Annotated in this window: 14 protein-coding genes; 7 read left to right on the forward strand and 7 right to left on the reverse strand. The window is 72.2% G+C overall.

What is annotated here, in order from left to right; genetic code table 11:
- Positions 1-65: 65 nt before the first annotated feature.
- The 5 genes from ACVCAG_RS27005 to pdxR all read right to left on the reverse strand — a co-directional run bounded on the left by ACVCAG_RS27005 (position 66) and on the right by pdxR (position 5,638).
- On the reverse strand, positions 66-950 hold the full coding sequence (locus ACVCAG_RS27005) for a class I fructose-bisphosphate aldolase (RefSeq protein WP_447190490.1): 885 nt from the start codon (positions 948-950) through the stop codon (positions 66-68).
- Complete coding sequence (gene iolC / locus ACVCAG_RS27010; protein WP_440085600.1) at positions 947-1,912, reverse strand: 5-dehydro-2-deoxygluconokinase; 966 nt, start codon at positions 1,910-1,912, stop codon at positions 947-949. The genes ACVCAG_RS27005 and iolC overlap by 4 nt, the downstream gene beginning before the upstream one ends.
- Positions 1,909-2,928 carry a TIM barrel protein gene (locus ACVCAG_RS27015; RefSeq protein WP_447190491.1) on the reverse strand — a complete coding sequence of 340 codons (1,020 nt, stop codon included), beginning with the start codon at positions 2,926-2,928 and terminating at the stop codon, positions 1,909-1,911. Before ACVCAG_RS27015 ends, iolC begins: the two co-directional genes overlap by 4 nt.
- Before the next feature lie 50 nt (positions 2,929-2,978).
- Positions 2,979-3,956, reverse strand: coding sequence for a Gfo/Idh/MocA family protein (locus tag ACVCAG_RS27020; RefSeq protein ID WP_447190492.1), 978 nt, complete (start codon positions 3,954-3,956; stop codon positions 2,979-2,981).
- Positions 3,957-4,099: 143 nt separating this feature from the next.
- Entirely contained in the window at positions 4,100-5,638 is a 1,539-nt protein-coding gene (gene pdxR, locus ACVCAG_RS27025) for a MocR-like pyridoxine biosynthesis transcription factor PdxR (RefSeq protein ID WP_447190493.1), read from the reverse strand.
- Between the two features lie 67 nt (positions 5,639-5,705).
- Between pdxR and ACVCAG_RS27030 the strand changes: the two genes are divergently transcribed.
- Positions 5,706-6,677, forward strand: a complete 972-nt coding sequence (locus ACVCAG_RS27030; protein WP_440085604.1) for a DMT family transporter — start codon at positions 5,706-5,708, stop codon at positions 6,675-6,677.
- Here the strand turns inward: ACVCAG_RS27030 and ACVCAG_RS27035 are convergent.
- Positions 6,583-6,951, reverse strand: a complete 369-nt coding sequence (locus ACVCAG_RS27035; RefSeq protein WP_440085605.1) for a hypothetical protein — start codon at positions 6,949-6,951, stop codon at positions 6,583-6,585. The genes ACVCAG_RS27030 and ACVCAG_RS27035 overlap by 95 nt on opposite strands.
- A gap of 248 nt (positions 6,952-7,199) precedes the next feature.
- On the opposite strand from ACVCAG_RS27035, the gene ACVCAG_RS27040 reads away from it, so the two are divergent.
- Entirely contained in the window at positions 7,200-8,852 is a 1,653-nt protein-coding gene (locus ACVCAG_RS27040; RefSeq protein WP_440068323.1) for a FumA C-terminus/TtdB family hydratase beta subunit, read from the forward strand.
- A gap of 26 nt (positions 8,853-8,878) precedes the next feature.
- Here ACVCAG_RS27040 and ACVCAG_RS27045 read toward each other — a convergent pair whose 3' ends face one another.
- A complete protein-coding gene (locus ACVCAG_RS27045) occupies positions 8,879-10,219 on the reverse strand; it encodes an AAA family ATPase (RefSeq protein WP_440085606.1) in 1,341 nt (446 codons plus the stop codon).
- Between the two features lie 243 nt (positions 10,220-10,462).
- Between ACVCAG_RS27045 and ACVCAG_RS27050 the strand changes: the two genes are divergently transcribed.
- The 5 genes from ACVCAG_RS27050 to ACVCAG_RS27070 all read left to right on the forward strand — a co-directional run bounded on the left by ACVCAG_RS27050 (position 10,463) and on the right by ACVCAG_RS27070 (position 16,388).
- On the forward strand, positions 10,463-11,647 hold the full coding sequence (locus tag ACVCAG_RS27050; protein ID WP_440085607.1) for a protein kinase domain-containing protein: 1,185 nt from the start codon (positions 10,463-10,465) through the stop codon (positions 11,645-11,647).
- 35 nt (positions 11,648-11,682) lie between these two features.
- Positions 11,683-13,521, forward strand: a complete 1,839-nt coding sequence (locus ACVCAG_RS27055) for a protein kinase domain-containing protein (protein ID WP_447190494.1) — start codon at positions 11,683-11,685, stop codon at positions 13,519-13,521.
- Between the two features lie 123 nt (positions 13,522-13,644).
- A complete protein-coding gene (locus ACVCAG_RS27060; RefSeq protein WP_440085609.1) occupies positions 13,645-15,036 on the forward strand; it encodes an aspartate ammonia-lyase in 1,392 nt (463 codons plus the stop codon).
- Positions 15,037-15,065: 29 nt separating this feature from the next.
- The gene (locus ACVCAG_RS27065) at positions 15,066-15,452 is read left to right on the forward strand and encodes a tautomerase family protein (protein ID WP_440085610.1); all 387 of its coding nucleotides are present in this window, start codon (positions 15,066-15,068) and stop codon (positions 15,450-15,452) included.
- A gap of 189 nt (positions 15,453-15,641) precedes the next feature.
- Complete coding sequence (locus ACVCAG_RS27070; RefSeq protein ID WP_440085611.1) at positions 15,642-16,388, forward strand: 3-hydroxybutyrate dehydrogenase; 747 nt, start codon at positions 15,642-15,644, stop codon at positions 16,386-16,388.
- Positions 16,389-16,413: the final 25 nt, after the last annotated feature.

Here is a 16,413-nt window from a genome sequence, read left to right on the forward strand (position 1 = left end):
GTCGCCGCCCCGGTCCGGTCTCCCGTGCGTGCCCTCGCCGATGCGGTTCCGGCCCGATCTCCCGTTCATGTCACCTCCAGCATCGCCGCGGCGGTGTCGACGGCCGCGGCCACGTCGTCATCGGAGGGATACAGCAACGCGCGGCCCACCACCAGACCCCGCACGCCCGGAAGTCGCAGAGCCTCGCGCCAGGCCGCGTAGGTGAGCTCCGGCGCGCCGCCCGGGTCGCCCCCCAGGAGCAGCGTCGGCAGCGTGGTGGCCCGCATCACCCGTTCCATGCCCTCCACGACCGGGATCTTGAGCCAGGTGTACGCGGAGGTCGCGCCGAGCCCCTGGGCGACGTGCATGGACCGGATGACCCCCTCGGGCGACAGGTCGTGGGTGATCGCGCCGTCCCCCGCCCGCCGGGACCAGAACGGCTCGACCATCGCGACCAGGCCGTGCGAGGCCAGCTCGGTGACGGCCCGGCCGCACGATTCCAGGGTGCGGGCGGTGGCGGGGTCGTCCATGCCGATCCGGCAGAGCATCTTGCCGCCGTCCAGACCCATCCGGCCGATCGAGGAGGTGTCGTAGGCGGTGAAGCGGTCGTCGAACTCGAAGGCCGACCCGTGCAGGCCACCCCGGTTCATCGACCCGATCACGACCTTGCCCTCCAGCGCGCCGAGCAGCAGGAGGTCCTCGACGATGTCGGGGGTGCCGAGCACGCCGTCCACGCCGGGCCTGGCCAGCGCCACGCACAGCCGGTCCAGCAGCTCGACGCGGCTCTCCATCGCCCCGGGACGGCTGCCGACGCCGACGACCCCCCTGGCCGTGTGGTCGGCAGCGATGATCAGGAGCCGGTCGCGTTCCTCCAGCGGCCCCCCGCGCCGCCGCGCCCGCGCCGCCTCGGCGATCCGCCCGGGAAACCGCGCCCGCGTGTCGATGAGCGCCCGGTGCTCCTGCTCGTTCATGCGCCTCCCGCCTCCGCCCGACCGCCACCGCTCGCGCCGAGCACGTCCATCACCTCGTCGATCCGTGGCATCGCCGGGGCGCAGGCCAGCCGTCCCGCGACGATGGACCCGGCCGCGTTGGCGAACCGCAGCGTGGTCTCCAGGGGCCAGCGTTCGAGGAGGCCGTGGCAGAGGGCACCGCCGAAGGCGTCTCCCGCGCCGAGGCCGTTGACCACCTCCACCGGCACCGGCGGCACCTCCACCGTCTCGCCCGCGGTCATGCCGAGCACCCCGCCCGCCCCCCGCTTCACGATCGCGAGCTCGACGCCCGCCGCCAGCAGCGCCGCCGCCGCCTCGTGCGGCTCGCGGGTGCCGGTCGCCACCTCGGCCTCGTCCTGGTTCCCCACCGCCACCGTGACGTGGCGCAGGGCCTCGCGCACCTGCTCGCGGGCCTCCTCCGCGCCGGACCAGAACATCGGGCGGTAGTCGAGGTCGAGCACGGTGTGCGGCACGCGTCCTCTGGCCCGCCAGGCCGCGAGGTGCGCGCTCCTGGAGGGCTCCTGGGACAACCCGGTGACGGTCGCCCAGAACAGCCGGGCTCCCGCGACGGCCTCCAGATCCAGCTCCTCGGGGAAGATCTCCAGGTCCGGGGCCTTGGGGAAGCGATAGAAGTAGAGGGGGAAGTCGTCCGGCGGCCGGATCTCGCAGAACGTCACCGGGGTGGGCAGGTGCGCGACCGGGGTCACGTAGCCGTCGTCGACCCCGTACTCGCGCAGCGCGTCGTGCACGAAGAGCCCGAACGGGTCGTCCCCGGTCCTGGTGATCACCGCGCTGGAGCGGCCCAGCCGGGCGGCGGCCACGGCCACGTTGGTGGGACTGCCGCCCAGATACTTGCCGAAGGTCTCGACCTCGCGCAGCGACACCCCCACCTGCAGCGGGTAGATGTCCACCCCGGCCCGCCCCATGGCCAGAACCTCGATCATGCGCGTCCCCCGCCGGGCGGCTCGCCGCTCCCGGTCCCGCCGCTCCCCGGCCCGCCGCTTCCGGACGGCCCGGCCTCGTCGCCGGTGAGCTTCCTCAGGTACGCCAGGCTCTCGCGGACGTTCTCCTTGGGGTCGCCGGAACCCCTGGGCGCGTCGGGGCCGCCGGGATCACCGTCGGGATCACCGCCGGAATCACCGTCGGGATCACCGTCGGGATCACCGTCGGCGGAGCCCAGCACGACGTCCTGCTCCAGGACGTACCAGCCGTCGTACCCGGCCCTGGTCAGGCCGCCGACGATGGCGGGAAGGTCCACGTCGCCCCGGCCCAGCGGGCGGTAGAGGCCGTCCTTCACCGCCCGGGTGTAGGTCAGCTCGCCCGCCCTGACCCGCCCGGCCGTGGCGGCGTCCACGTCCTTGAGGTGGACGTGCGCGATCCGCTCCGCGGCGTGGGAGACCAGTTCCGCGGGGTCGGTGCCGCCCGCGAGGAGGTGGCCGGTGTCGAGGCAGAGCGGCATAGCGCTGTCGTCGAGCACCCGCTGGACCTCCTTCCGGTTCTCCACCACGGTCCCGATGTGCGGGTGCAGGGTGACGGTCCTGCCGAACTCCTTGGCGTTCTTGAGGATCCGGCGCAGGTTGCCCATGAGGGTCTTCCAGGCGGCCGCGTCCAGCTCCGGCCTGGCGTCGTAGCTCTCACCGCCGGTGGAGGCGGCCAGCACGACCACGTCCACCGCGCCGTCCATGAAGGCGCGCATCGCGGCCCGGACGACCGGGAGCGGGTCGTGGTCGGCCTCGTGCAGGACGACGGGGACGAACCCGCCCACCGCCCGCAGCCCGTACTCCGCGAGAAGGGAGCGGCAGCGCGTCGGCGAGGGCGGCAGGAACCCCTGGGGGCCGAGCTCGGTGGCCGTCAGGCCCAGCTCCCTCATCTCGGCGAGCACCTGGGAACGATCCAGCTGCCGCCCCCAGCCGGGGACCTCGCAGACCCCCCAGGAAATGGGCGCGCCGGCCGTTCGCACCGGACCGCCTCCGCCGGCGGAGCCGGTCTCTCTCACCGGGTCGCCTCTTCTCACACGATCACCTCCGTGACGCGCACCGGACGACCCTCGCGCCGGGACAGCTCCGCGGCCTCGGCGAGGTAGAGCGCCGCGAGGGCGTCCTCGACAGTGCAGGGACTCTCCGTCTCCCCCCGCGCCGCGCCGAGAAACGCGTCGAGCTCGGCGACGTAGGCGTGCTCGAACCTGGCCGCGAAGTCGGGCCAGGGCTCGCCCGGCGGCTGCAGGCCCTCGGAGCTGGTCAGCGGCACGCGCGGGTCGAGGCCGACCGCCCAGGTCCGCAGGGTGCCCGCCAGCTCCATCCGCACGTCGTACCCGGCGCCGTTGTACCGCGACCCCTGGAGGGTGACGAGCGTGCCGTCGTCCATGGTGAGCAGCGCGGCGCTGTTGTCGACGTCCCCCACCTCGGCGAAGAACGCCTCGCCCCGGTTGGCGCCGGTCGCGTAGACGGTGTCGGCCTCCCCGCCGGTGACCCAGCGCAGGATGTCGAAGTCGTGGATGTGGCAGTCGCGGTAGATGCCACCGGACATCGGGATGTATCCGGGGTCGGGTGGGCAGGGGTCGGCGCTCACCATGTGCACCCGGTACAGCGTGCCCAGCTCGCCGCCGGCGAGCGCCCTCCTCGCCGCGGCGTACCCGGCGTCGAAGCGCCGCTGGAAGCCGATGTGCACGACCGTGCCGCTCCGCCTGGCCGCGTCCAGCACGCGGAGGGTGTCCCGTACGCCGGGCGCCACCGGTTTCTCGCAGAACGCCGGCACCCCCTTGGCGCAGGCGCGCATCAGCAGCTCGGCGTGGGTCGCCGTGGGAGTGGCGATGACCACCGCGTCGCTGTCGAACGCGTCCCCCACCCGCGCTCCCAGCCTGGCGGCCACCTCCGCCGCCCGCCCGCCGTCCGCGTCGCTCACCACCAGCTCGTCGACCCCGGGATGCGCCGCCAGGGTCGCGGCGTGGAACACCCCGATCCTGCCGAGTCCCAGTAGTCCAACACGCATCGTGCCTCCGAAGAAGAAAGCGGTCGATCTCCAGTTCTAAGCGACGAGTCAGAAGCCGTCAAGAATTTGTCAGGACATCCAGACGATCTATCGGTCCGTACAGGAAGCTCCGACGTGAACGTATCCGCAGGCGGGAGGCCTGCTCATGGGGCGGGGCGACGGCGCAGGGCGTCCGCGAGGGCGCGGATCGTCGCGTCGGCGCGGCGGGCAGGCAGGCGGGCGAAGCCCATTACCAGCGCCGGTGGGCCCGGGGCGTGCCGCATCGGGCCCACCGGCTCGACCGCGAGCCCGCAGTCCTGGGCCGTCTCCGCCACCGCCGCCTCGTCCCAGCCGTACGGCAGCTCGGCGAGCAGGTGGAGCCCGGCGGAGACGCCCCGCACGGTGATCTCGGGAAGGTGCTCGCCGAGCGCCAGCGCGAAGGCGTCGCGGCGGGCGCGGTACTCCCGGCGCATCCTTCTCAGGTGCCGGTCGTAGCCGCCCGTCGTGACGAAGTCGGCCAGGACGTACTGCTCCAGGACGGGCGAGCCCAGATCCAGCTCGCCGCGGGCCAGCCGCAGCGACTCGGCGATCTCGGGCGGCGCGGCCACCCAGCCCAGGCGGAGCCCGGGGGCCAGGGACTTGCTGACGCTCCCGATCAGGATCACCCGGTCGGCGGCGAGGCCCTGCAGGCAGCCCACCGGGTCGCGGTCGAAGCGGAACTCCGCGTCGTAGTCGTCCTCCAGGATCGCCGCTCCGGTCGCGGCGGCCCACTCGATCAGCTCGGCGCGGCGGCGGGGCGAGAGCACGACGCCCGTCGGGTACTGGTGCGCGGGGGTGAGCAGCACCGCGCGCGCCCCGGTCGCGGCCAGGGCCCCGACGTCGACGCCCTCGCCGTCCACCGGGACGGCGACCAGGTCCGCGCCCGCGGCGTGCAGCAGCGGGAGCTGGCGTCCCCCGGCCGGGTCCTCGACCGCCAGCCGGATCCGGCCGGGGGACGGCGCCGGACGCGAGGCCCGCCGGACGAACCAGCCGAGATCGTGGGGCGACCGGCCCCGGGGAAGCCTCCCCGCGAGCGCCTGGATCGTGAGACTGATCCCCTGGGCCACCCCGCCCACGATCACCAGGTTGTCCGGGCTCACATCGGCCGCCCTGACCCTCCTGAGATAGGCGGCCAGCTCCTCGCGCAGCGCCGGGACGCCGCCGGGATCGCCGTAGTCCAGGGCCTCGGCGGGCAGCGCGGCGAGCGTCCTGCGCATCGAGGCCAGCCATCGCTCCCTGGGGAACGCCCCCAGGTCGGGCGCGGTGGAGCGGCGCCCGTGATACGGCTCGCGCTCCCTTTCCGCGCCGCGGGCCTCCGCGGTCCGGGACCCGGCGCGCGGCGGGTCCTCCGGCGTCCGGGAAGGGCCCTCGGGGCCGTCAGGACCGCCGGGAGGGACGGGGAGGGCGGCGGGACGGCCCGCGGCGGGGGCCACGACGGTTCCCGCCCCGATCCGGGAGATCAGGAACCCCTCGGCGACGAGTTGCTCGTACGCCTCGACCACCACACCCCGGGAGAGGCCGAGATCCCTGGCCAGCTCGCGGCTGGCGGGCAGCCTGACCCCCGCGGCCAGCCGCCCGCGGCGTACCGCCTCGCGGAGCTCGCGGGCGATCTGGGCGGCGACGCCGCCCGCCGCCCGGTCGACGACGAGGTGCAGATCGGCCAATTGGTCCTCTGTTTCGCTGCCACATTGGACCCGACAGGGGTGCCATTGGCTTCCTAGCATTCCGCACATGAACGTGGATGTCAGCACCACCCGCCCCACCACCCGCTCCACCGTCCTACGGGAGTCGCGCGGCCTGGTCCAGGCCGCGACGGCGATGTTCCTGGTGGGCACCCTGGCGGGGGTCGCCGGGGTGATCGGGGACTATCCGGTCTACGGCGGCCAGGCCCTGCGCCACCTGCTCGCGGCCGCGGCCCTGCTCACCGTCGCCCGGGTCGCGGGGCTGCGGTTCGTCCGGCTCACGGCCCGCGAGACGGCGCTGCTGGCGACGCTCTCCCTGACGGGACTGGTGATCTTCAACGTGTGCGTTGTCGAGGCCACCCGGCACGGCGGTCCGGCCCTGGTCGGGACCGTCCTCGGCACCGTGCCGCTGGCGCTGGCCCTGCTCGGCGGGCGCCCCTCGCCCCGGCTGCTCGGGGCGGCGGCGCTGGTCGCCGCCGGGGCGACGGTGGCCGCCGGGCTGGGCAGCGGCGACCTGGCCGGGCTGCTCTGGTCACTGGGCGCGCTGGGCTGCGAGCTCTGCTTCTCCATGCTGGCCATCCCGCTGCTGCCGAAGCTGGGCGCGGTGCGCGTCTCCGCGTACTCGGTGACGCTGGCCGTGCCGATGCTGGTGGTCGCCGGTCTGCTCGCGGACGGCACCGCGATGTTCCGCGTGCCGACGGTCTCCGAGGCAGCGGGCCTGGGTTACCAGGCGCTGATCGTGACGACCGTGGCGTTCTTCCTCTGGTACGACGCCCTGCCCCGGCTCGGCCCGGGAAGGGCGGGGCTGTTCGCCGGGCTGATCCCGGTCGGCGCCATCGTCACCGGCGCCGTCCTCGGCCTGGGCGCGCCGTCGGTGCCCGACCTGCTCGGCGCCGCGCTCGTGGTCACCGGCATCGTCATCGGCCTCAGCTCAGCGGGCTCACCCGCTGCGGGGGTACGTCGGCCGGCTGAGGCGGAGCGGGTCGCTGCCGGGGTATCTCGACCCGCTGGGGCAGGTTGATCTGCCGCGCGGGCTCGCCGGCCCGCCGCAGGGACAGGGTCACCTGCTGCGAGGGCAGGCTCGCCCGGCCGGAGGCGACCTTCGGCCGCTGCCGGGAGAGGGTCATCGGGGGTTCCGGCCAGCTCACCGGCCACTGGGGGGTACGGCCGTTGGATTCCTTGATGCTCGCCAGCGTGATGGCTATCAGTGACACGCCGAGGCCGGCCACCACGAAGACGGCCACGATTGCCAGCAGGACGATGTTTCCGGCCAGGACGGTGTTTCCGATATTCATGCTGTCCCCCAGCTTCCGCCGGACGCTCGGCCCGGCTCTTCTCCCTTTCCCCGTACATTCGGACATATGTCCTCAAAAGACGCATAACCTACTAATGCTTGTCCCAAATATGCTGATTTAGTGCTATATGTCCATGCGGTTGTGCGCGGCTCGGGGAGGAGGGCCGCCGCACCGACCGCGAGGACGGAGCGTGAAGGCGAGGCCGTACCCTCTAGGGAAAACAGCGCCCGCACGGAGGATCGACGACGATGCCCGAGTTCGACTACACCGACCTGCTTCCCATGGGACCGGACGAGACGGAGTACCGTCTGATCACCGCCGAGGGGGTACGGGTCGTCGAGGCCGCGGGCCGCAGGTTCCTGGAGGTCGAGCCCGAGGCGCTGCGGCTCCTCACCGAGAACGCCGTCCACGACATCTCCCACTACCTGCGGTCGTCCCATCTCGCCCAGCTCCGCAAGATCATCGAGGACCCCGAGTCGAGCGGGAACGACCGCTTCGTCGCCCTCGACCTGCTGAAGAACGCGTCGATCTCGGCGGGCGGCGTGCTCCCGATGTGCCAGGACACCGGCACCGCGATCGTGATGGGCAAGCGCGGCCGTCACGTGCTCACCGACGGCGCCGACGCCGAGCACATCTCCCGCGGGGTCTACGACGCCTACACCCGGCTCAACCTGCGCTACTCCCAGATGGCCCCCCTCACCATGTGGGAGGAGAAGAACACCGGCTCCAACCTCCCCGCGCAGATCGAGCTCTACGCCGAGGACCCGGGCGGCCACCCCGACGAGTACAAGCTGCTGTTCATGGCCAAGGGCGGCGGCAGCGCCAACAAGTCGTTCCTGTACCAGGAGACGAAGGCGGTGCTCAACGAGAAGCGGATGCTCCAGTTCCTGGAGGAGAAGATCCGCTCCCTCGGAACGGCCGCCTGCCCGCCGTACCACCTGGCGATCGTCGTCGGCGGCACGTCCGCCGAGTTCGCCCTGAAGACCGCCAAGTACGCCAGCGCCCGCTACCTGGACTCCATCCCCACCGAGGGCTCCCCCTCGGGCCACGGCTTCCGCGACACCGAGCTGGAGGCCAAGGTCTTCGAGCTCACCCAGAAGCTCGGCATCGGCGCGCAGTTCGGCGGCAAGTACTTCTGCCACGACGTCCGCGTCATCCGCCTCCCCCGCCACGGCGCCTCCTGCCCCGTCGCCATCGCGGTCTCCTGCAGCGCCGACCGCCAGGCCCTGGCGAAGATCACCCCCGAGGGGGTCTTCCTGGAGCAGCTGGAGACCGACCCGGCGAGGTTCCTGCCGGAGACCACGGACGACCACCTCTCGGACGACGTCGTCAAGATCGACCTCAACCGCCCGATGCCGGAGATCCTCGCCGAGCTGACCAGATACCCGGTCAAGACCCGCCTGTCGCTGACCGGGCCGCTGGTGGTCGCCCGCGACATCGCGCACGCCAAGATCGGCGAGCTGCTGGACGCGGGCGGCGAGATGCCGGAATACCTCAAGAACCACGCGGTCTACTACGCCGGACCCGCCAAGACCCCCGAGGGCTACGCCTCGGGCTCCTTCGGTCCCACCACCGCCGGGCGGATGGACTCCTACGTCGAACGCTTCCAGGCGGCCGGAGGCTCCAAGGTCATGCTCGCCAAGGGCAACCGCTCCAAGCAGGTCACCGACGCGTGCCGGACCCACGGCGGCTTCTACCTCGGCTCCATCGGCGGCCCCGCCGCCCGCCTCGCCCAGGACTGCATCAAGAAGGTTGAGGTCCTGGAATACCCCGAGCTGGGCATGGAGGCCGTCTGGAAGATCGAGGTCGAGGACTTCCCCGCCTTCATCGTCGTGGACGACAAGGGCGAGGACTTCTTCACCGACTCCACCGGCCCCGTCCTGACCATCGGCCGCCGCTGACGTCCCCCTGGCGGGGCGCCGCCCCGTCAGGATCCGCCGTACAGGCGCCCGAGGTCGACGAGTTCGACGTCGGAGCGCCGTGCGGCGGTGTGCGCGAGGTCGGCGGTGAAGCCCGACCGGGAGAACAGCAGGAGCTTGGGCTGCGCGGTGACCTTCGCGCCGGGAAGCAGCCCCCGCAGGTGTTCGAGGCGCTGGAGCTCGGCGAGGGGGACGGGTGTGGTCGTGCCTTTGGCCTCCCCGATGGCGATGATCCTGTCGGCGGCGAACGGAGCCGTCTCGGTCACCACGATGTCCAGCTCGTGGCCCTGCCGGTGCTCCTTGCAGGGGATCTGCGTGGGCCGGACGGCCGCCGCGACACCTCCGAGGGTTTCGGCGGCGGCGTGTTCGAGGCACCACTCCCTGGAGAGGTCCTCGAAGTGCGGACCGTAGATCTTCCCTGAGACCGTGTCCGCGTTGGCGGCCCAGACCTGGGCCGCTCGCCGTACGACCAGTTCCGGCTCGTGCCGCTGAATGAGCAGCTGGTGGAAGCGGACGACGGGTTCCGCGACGCGGAACAGGGCGCGCTTGTCCCGCAGGGCGTCGTCGACCTGCTCGATCAGGCCGATGTCCTGAAGCCCCGACAGCAGGTGCGCCAGGGCGCTACTCGGGCGGCCGAGCGCCGAGGCGATCTCCGAACGCCGGTGGTTACCGGCGCTGAGAGCGCTCAACGTGGCGGCGTAGGAGGTCGGATCGGCGATCGAGGGCTCCTCCCTGAGCAGGAGCGCACCCTCGCGGAACATGGCCGAGGCCGGGTTGAGCAGACGGCGCTCCACCCATCTGTCGAACGCCGCGAGGTCGGCCGGCCCGGATCCACCGCACATCTCAAGGTAGGCCGGAGTCCCGCCGACCAGGGCGTTCAGCCGGAACGCGAGTTCGGGGTCGTGGCCGACGTTCCAGAAGGCGGCGGCATCGCGGAACCTGAACGGCCGGACGACCAACTCCAGCGAGGCTCGTCCGCGAAGTGGTGCTCCACTCCCCAGAAGCCGGGCCATGGTGGTGAGAGCGCTACCGCAGAGGATCATCCTGGTCCGCGTACGCTCCTTCGCGTGGCCGAGCGGGCTGAGCGCCGCCTGGAGGTACGAGGGCAGGGCGGGGGTCGTCGCGGTCAGGTAGGGGAACTCGTCGACGATGACGGGTACGGCCCGCTCCTCGCCGAGACGCAGCAGTTCGTCCAGCGCGTCACGCCAGGTGCCGAAGACGACGGGCACGCCCAGTCCGCGAAAGGCCGCGTAGGCGGCACCGAGATCCGCGAGGTTCTGCCGCTCGCTCTGCTGGGTGGCCGCGAACAGGAATCCGCCAGTCTCCCTGGCGAGCAGGTCTACGACCATCACGGCAATGTCGGGACGAAATCCACCTCGCCGCTGGTGTTCGACGCCTGAAAGCACGCCTATTACCTGCAGTAACGCAACGTACGGCCCGATCATGGAGAGAAGCTGTGGAGCCTGGCCAACTGGGCAGATGTCACGCAAAGTTTCTCAACAGTCACGAGCGCGAAAATCTGACCCAAGTTGGCAAGAAGATTCGGCCCGGTCTCTACTGGTCGCATTACGCAAATCGGTAAGCTGCACCACATGCGTGCGCCGCCCGGATACCTTCTCGCAGCGCGCTACCGGCTGTCAGAACCGGTGGGGCGCGGTGGCATGGGCACCGTCTGGCGAGCACACGACGAGTTGCTCAACCGCGAGGTGGCCGTCAAGGAGGTCCGCCTCCCCCTGGTCCTCGACGAGGAGCTCCGTGCCGAGCTGTGCGCCAGGACCGAGCGCGAGGGACGCGCGACCGCGATGGTCGCCCACCCCTCCGTCATCACCGTCTTCGACGTCGTCACCGAGGACGAGCGCCCCTGGATCGTGATGGAGCTGCTCCGCGCCCGATCGCTGGAGCAGCTCCTCCAGGACCACGGGCCGCTGCCGCCGCGCCAGGTGGCCGAGATCGGCCGGCAGGTCCTGGGGGCGTTGCGCGCCGTGCACGCCAAGGGGATCCTCCACCGCGACGTGAAGCCGAGCAACGTCCTGGTGACCGACGACCGGGCCGTGCTCACCGACTTCGGCCTGGCCGCGCTCGAAGGCGACGTGTCGATCACCCAGGCGGGCATCGTGCTGGGTTCCGCCGGATACATCGCCCCCGAGCGCGTGCTGGGGGCCAAGGCAAGCCCGTCCGGCGACCTGTGGTCGCTCGGCGCGACCCTCTACACCGCCGTCGAGGGCCGGGGCCTGCACGGGCGCCGTACGGCGGCGGCCGCGCTCGCCGCGCTGACCAGTGGTGAGCCGATCCCCATGGAGCGGGCCGGACCGCTCACGCCGGTGCTGCGCGGCCTCCTCACGATCGACCCGAACTCCCGGCTCGAGGCGGGGCGGGCCTCGATGATGCTCGCCAGGGTGGCGGCCGGCGGGATGGCCGAGGAGTCCCTCCCCAGGCCCCCCGGGCGGCCCGAGGGCAGGCCGTCCCCGGGCGGGTCCGACGGGGCGTCGGCTCCGCAGTTCAGCCGCCGCTCGCAGCACCGCGGGCTGCACCGGGTCGGCTCCGCGCCGCCCCCGGCACCGCGGCCCTCCTCGCCCGGATCGCCCCCGCCGCCGTCGGGGCCCGCGTCGGGGCCGACGCCCCAGCTTCGCGCGCACCGGCGTCCCGGCGAGGGCGTCCACCGGAAGCCGACGGAGATTTCGCCAACCTATCGCCCAATTGTCCGTTTTATGACACCCTTCATAAGGTTGGTCCTCCCGCGTCTTCTCTGGCCGAGGGAACTCCGTAAGCGCGGGTAAAGCGCTTCTCAAGGTGGAATGGCTATCTTCTTCTCATGCCGGAACAGCAGACGCGTGTGCTCGCGGACCGTTACGAGCTGATCGCGCCGCTCGGCCGGGGCACGATGGGCACCGTTTGGAAAGCCCACGACCGTTCCCTCGGCCGTGAGGTCGCCATCAAGGAGATCCGCCAGGAGCCCGGCCTCAGCGAGGCGCAGCGCACCGAACTTCGGGAACGGATGATCCGCGAGGGTCGTACGGCCGCCCGCATCAGCCACCCCTCGGTGGCCACCGTCCACGACGCCATCGTCGAGGACGGCAGCCCCTGGATCATCATGGAGCTCGTGCAGGCGCGTTCCCTGGAGCAGGTGATCGAGGAGGAGGGTCCCCTCCCACCCCGCCTCGTCGCCGAGATCGGGGCCGACCTGCTGGGGGCGCTCCGCGCGGCCCATGCCCAGGGGGTCCTGCACCGCGACGTGAAGCCCGGCAACGTGCTGATCACCGAGAGCGGCCGGGTGGTCCTCACCGACTTCGGCATCGCCAAGGCGGAGGGCGACACGAGCCTCACCAAGACCGGCATGGTGATCGGCTCCCCCGGATACACCGCGCCCGAGCGGGCACGCGGCGAGCACACCGGGCCCGAGTCCGACCTGTGGTCCCTCGGCGCCACGCTGTACTTCGCGGTCGAGGGCCGCCCGGCCTACGAGCGGTCCTCGGTGGCGGAGACCCTGGCCGCGCTGATGAGCGAGCAGGTCGACCCGCCGACCCAGGCGGGGCCGCTGCGCCCGGTGCTCGAGCAGCTGCTGGAGAAGGACCACACGACGCGGCTGACGGCCGCCCAGGCGGGCGCGCTGCTCCGGGCGGTGGCCGACACCCCCTCGCACCTCGCGGAGTCCCTCCCCCCGCCCCCGGCGCCCGCCGCGGCCCCTTCCGCCCCCGCCTTCGCACCGTCTCCCCCGGCCTCCGAGACCCCCCTCGTGGAGGACGCCGGAGACACCGGACACATCGGAGACGCAGGAGACGCCGAAGACACCGAAGACGCCGGGCAGGAGCCGGATGGCCCCGGCGCCCCCGAGGACGGCGCCGGCGGTTTCGACGCCGACCGCACCATGGTGGTCATCCGCCCCAAGGACGGTCTGCGCATCCCCGGCGGAACGGCGCCCACGGAACCCTCCGGACCCTCCGGACCCTCCGGACCCACCGCCTCCCCGGCGCCGGCCTCCGGCCGTCCGACGACCTCGCCCTACCCGGACCGGCCGCCTCTCGCGGAGCCGGGCAGACCGGTCGCGGGACGAAAGGGTCCCGCCGGTCTCGGCACCCCCGTCGCGCGAGGACCCGCGGCTCCCGGTGGCGCCTTCGGGAGGCCTGGGGCGTTCGGGCCGGGTGCCTTCGAGGCGCCGGCCGAGGAGACGGCGGTCTTCGGAGGCCCGGGAAGCGAGTCGGCGGCCACCCCGCCCCACGGTTTCCCGGTGAGCGGCAGACCCGATCTCTCCGCCACCCCGCCGCACGGCTTCCCCCCGGTCGATCCGGAGCTCGCGGCCTCCGGCGAGGGGCGCCCGGGGTCCCCCGACTCCGAAGCGCCCCCTCCGCCGCTGAGGCTCTTCCCCGGCAACCGGCCGCCCGGCGCCGGCGGCCCGCCCGACCGGGGAGGGCCGGGGGCCGCGCAGCCCTGGCGTCCGCCGGGCCCCGAGGCGTCCGACGGCGCCTACCGCTCCCCGGGCCTGGGCACCGACCTGTTCGCGATCGCGAACCAGAACGCCCGGCCCGACCCCGGCCGTCCCGGACCGAGGAAGCCGCCGTCGCAGAAGACCCGGATCGGCGTCCTCGTCCTCATGGGCGTGGCGGCGATCGCCCTCGTGGTGATCATGATTCTGACGGTGGCCGCCTTCTTCTGAGCACTTCCGGGCACGGTCCTGAGCACTTCTGAGCACGGTCACGAGCACGGCCCGCGAGGAGAACCCCGTACCCACCCGCTCCCCACCCGGTTTGATTCCCCCTCCAGGACGCAGACTGGGTTCATGAGCGAGTATCGGATCGAGCATGACTCGATGGGTGAGGTACGGGTTCCCGCGGGTGCGAAGTGGCGGGCGCAGACCCAGCGGGCGGTGGAGAACTTCCCCGTCTCCGGGCGCGGGCTGGAGGTCCCGCACATCGCGGCGCTCGGCCTGATCAAGGCACTCGCGGCCGAGGTCAACGCGGAGCTGGGGGTGCTCGACAAGGAGCTGGCGCAGGCGATCGCCGAGGCCGCCACCGACGTCGCGGAGAACGAGTGGGACGGCGAGTTCCCCGTCGACGTCTTCCAGACCGGCTCCGGCACCTCCTCCAACATGAACGCCAACGAGGTGATCGCCACCCTCGCCGAGGAGCGGCTCGGCCGTCCCGTCCACCCCAACGACCACGTGAACGCCTCGCAGTCGTCCAACGACGTGTTCCCCACGTCCATCCACGTCGCCGCCACGACCGAGGTCTCGTACCACCTGATCCCCTCGCTGCGGCACCTGGCCACCGCGCTGCGGGACAAGTCGCTGGAGTTCGACGGCGTGGTCAAGGCCGGGCGCACGCACCTGATGGACGCCACCCCGGTCACGCTGGGGCAGGAGTTCGGCGGGTACGCCACGCAGGTCGAGAACGCCATCGCGCGGGTGCGGGGCGCGCTCCCGCGCCTCACCCAGCTGCCCCTGGGCGGCACGGCGGTCGGCACCGGCGTCAACACCCCTCCCGGCTTCGCGGCCAAGGTCATCGAGAGGCTGCGCGAGGCCACCGGGCTGCCGTTCTCCGAGGCTCCCGACCACTTCGAGGCCCAGGGTGCCCGGGACGCCGTCGTCGAGCTCTCCGGCCAGCTCCGCACGGTCGCGATCTCGCTCAACAAGATCGCCAATGATCTGCGCTGGATGGGGTCCGGCCCTCGGGCGGGACTGGGCGAGATCAACCTGCCCGACCTGCAGCCCGGTTCCTCGATCATGCCGGGCAAGGTCAACCCCGTCGTCCCCGAGGCGGTGACCATGGTCGCCGCCCAGGTCATCGGGAACGACGCGGCCATCGCCTTCTCCGGCGCCTCGGGCACGTTCGAGCTCAACGTGATGCTCCCGGTCATCGCGCGCAACGTCCTGGAGTCGGTACGGCTGCTCGCCAACGCCTCCCGGCTGCTGGCCGACCGGTGCGTGCACGGCATCACCGCCAACGTCGACCGCATGCGCGAGTACGCGGAGTCGTCGCCGTCGATCGTCACCCCGCTCAACCCGTACGTCGGATACGAGGAGGCCGCGAAGATAGCGAAGCAGGCCCTGGCGGAGCGCAAGACCATCCGCGAGGTCGTCATCGAGCGCGGCCACGTCGCCAACGGCACCCTCACCGAGGAACGGCTCGACGAGCTGCTCGACGTGCTCTCCATGACCCGGCCGCCCTCGTAGACCGTGCCCCGGCCTGGGAGACTCAAGGCATGACCCAGATCAAGTTCTACGGCCGCAGGGACGTGTGGGCCGACCGACGCCGGGAGATCTCCGACACCGTCCACGGCTGCCTGGTGGACGTCTGGCAACTCCCCGAGGACAAGCGATTCCACCGGTTCCTGCTGCTGGACGCCGAGGACATGATCTGCCCGCAGCGGAGCGAGCGGTACCTCATCGTGGAGATCGCCTGTTTCAGCGGCCGGTCGGACGAGGCCAAGCGCTCGCTGATCCGCGCCCTGTTCACCAGGACCGGCGAGGCGCTCGACCTCCCCGCAGAGGACCTGGAAATCGTGATCATGGAGTCGCCCAAGGTCAACTGGGGCATCCGCGGCCTCCCCGGCGACGAGCTCACGCTCATGTACCCGGTCACCATCTGAGAGTCGCGCGACCCCCGGCGGCCGGCTCCGGGCGTTCGCGTCCCGGAACGCGCGAAGGCGCCCCCTGGAACGGGTGCGGAGGGAAGACGGCGCCCCTGCCGGAGCGGAGACTCGCCACATAAGCACGTAACGGAGTGTGGGGGTGGGCGACATGGGCCGGGATTCGGGTCATTGCCTAGATTCGGCAGCATGATTGACCTAGCGGGTCGGCGAGCCGTGGTGACCGGGGCGGGCAGCGGGATCGGGCGCGCCTGCGCGCACCGGCTGGCCGCGGCCGGCGCGCACGTGCTGGCGGTCGACATCGACGCCGAGGCGGCGGCGAAGGTCGCCGCGGAGATCTCGGGAACACCCGTCGTCGCGGACCTGTCGGACCCGGACTTCGTCCGGGCGATCCCGCCCGGCACGGACATCGTGGTGAACAACGCCGGGTTCCAGCACGTCGCCCCGATCGAGGAGTTCCCCCCCGAGGTGTTCTCCAAGATCCTCAAAGTGATGGTCGAGGCACCCTTCCTGCTGGTCAGGGAGGTCCTGCCGGGCATGTACGAGCGCGGCTGGGGCCGGATCGTCAACATCTCCTCGGTCCACGGGCTCCGCGCCTCGCCCTACAAGTCGGCGTACGTCACCGCCAAGCACGCCCTCGAAGGGCTGTCCAAGACGATCGCCCTGGAGGGCGCCCCCCACGGCGTCACCTCCAACTGCGTGAGCCCCGCCTACGTCCGCACGCCCCTGGTGGAGAACCAGATCGGCGCCCAGGCCGGCACCCACGGCATCGGCAGGGACGAGGTGGTCGAGCAGATCATGCTCGCCCCCGCCGCCGTCAAACGGCTGATCGAACCGGAGGAGGTCGCCGAGCTCGTCGCCTACCTCTGCGGCCCGCACGGCTCCTTCATGACCGGCACCTCCCTCCCCATAGACGGCGGCTGGACCGCTCGCTGAGCCCGGTGAACCCGTGGGACCGGCG

Source organism: Streptosporangium sp. G12 (genome assembly GCF_052983175.1).

What these genes read in the sequence shown, in the direction of transcription:
- ACVCAG_RS27030 (WP_440085604.1), top strand. Translation starts at nt 5,706, where the DNA reads ATGAACGTGGATGTCAGCACCACCCGCCCCACCACCCGCTCCACCGTC.
- ACVCAG_RS27060 (WP_440085609.1), top strand. Translation starts at nt 13,645, where the DNA reads ATGAGCGAGTATCGGATCGAGCATGACTCGATGGGTGAGGTACGGGTT.
- iolC (WP_440085600.1), bottom strand. Translation starts at nt 1,912, where the DNA reads ATGATCGAGGTTCTGGCCATGGGGCGGGCCGGGGTGGACATCTACCCG.
- ACVCAG_RS27040 (WP_440068323.1), top strand. Translation starts at nt 7,200, where the DNA reads ATGCCCGAGTTCGACTACACCGACCTGCTTCCCATGGGACCGGACGAG.
- ACVCAG_RS27065 (WP_440085610.1), top strand. Translation starts at nt 15,066, where the DNA reads ATGACCCAGATCAAGTTCTACGGCCGCAGGGACGTGTGGGCCGACCGA.
- ACVCAG_RS27020 (WP_447190492.1), bottom strand. Translation starts at nt 3,956, where the DNA reads ATGCGTGTTGGACTACTGGGACTCGGCAGGATCGGGGTGTTCCACGCC.
- ACVCAG_RS27045 (WP_440085606.1), bottom strand. Translation starts at nt 10,219, where the DNA reads ATGGTCGTAGACCTGCTCGCCAGGGAGACTGGCGGATTCCTGTTCGCG.
- ACVCAG_RS27050 (WP_440085607.1), top strand. Translation starts at nt 10,463, where the DNA reads ATGCGTGCGCCGCCCGGATACCTTCTCGCAGCGCGCTACCGGCTGTCA.
- ACVCAG_RS27070 (WP_440085611.1), top strand. Translation starts at nt 15,642, where the DNA reads ATGATTGACCTAGCGGGTCGGCGAGCCGTGGTGACCGGGGCGGGCAGC.
- ACVCAG_RS27035 (WP_440085605.1), bottom strand. Translation starts at nt 6,951, where the DNA reads ATGAATATCGGAAACACCGTCCTGGCCGGAAACATCGTCCTGCTGGCA.
- ACVCAG_RS27005 (WP_447190490.1), bottom strand. Translation starts at nt 950, where the DNA reads ATGAACGAGCAGGAGCACCGGGCGCTCATCGACACGCGGGCGCGGTTT.
- ACVCAG_RS27055 (WP_447190494.1), top strand. Translation starts at nt 11,683, where the DNA reads ATGCCGGAACAGCAGACGCGTGTGCTCGCGGACCGTTACGAGCTGATC.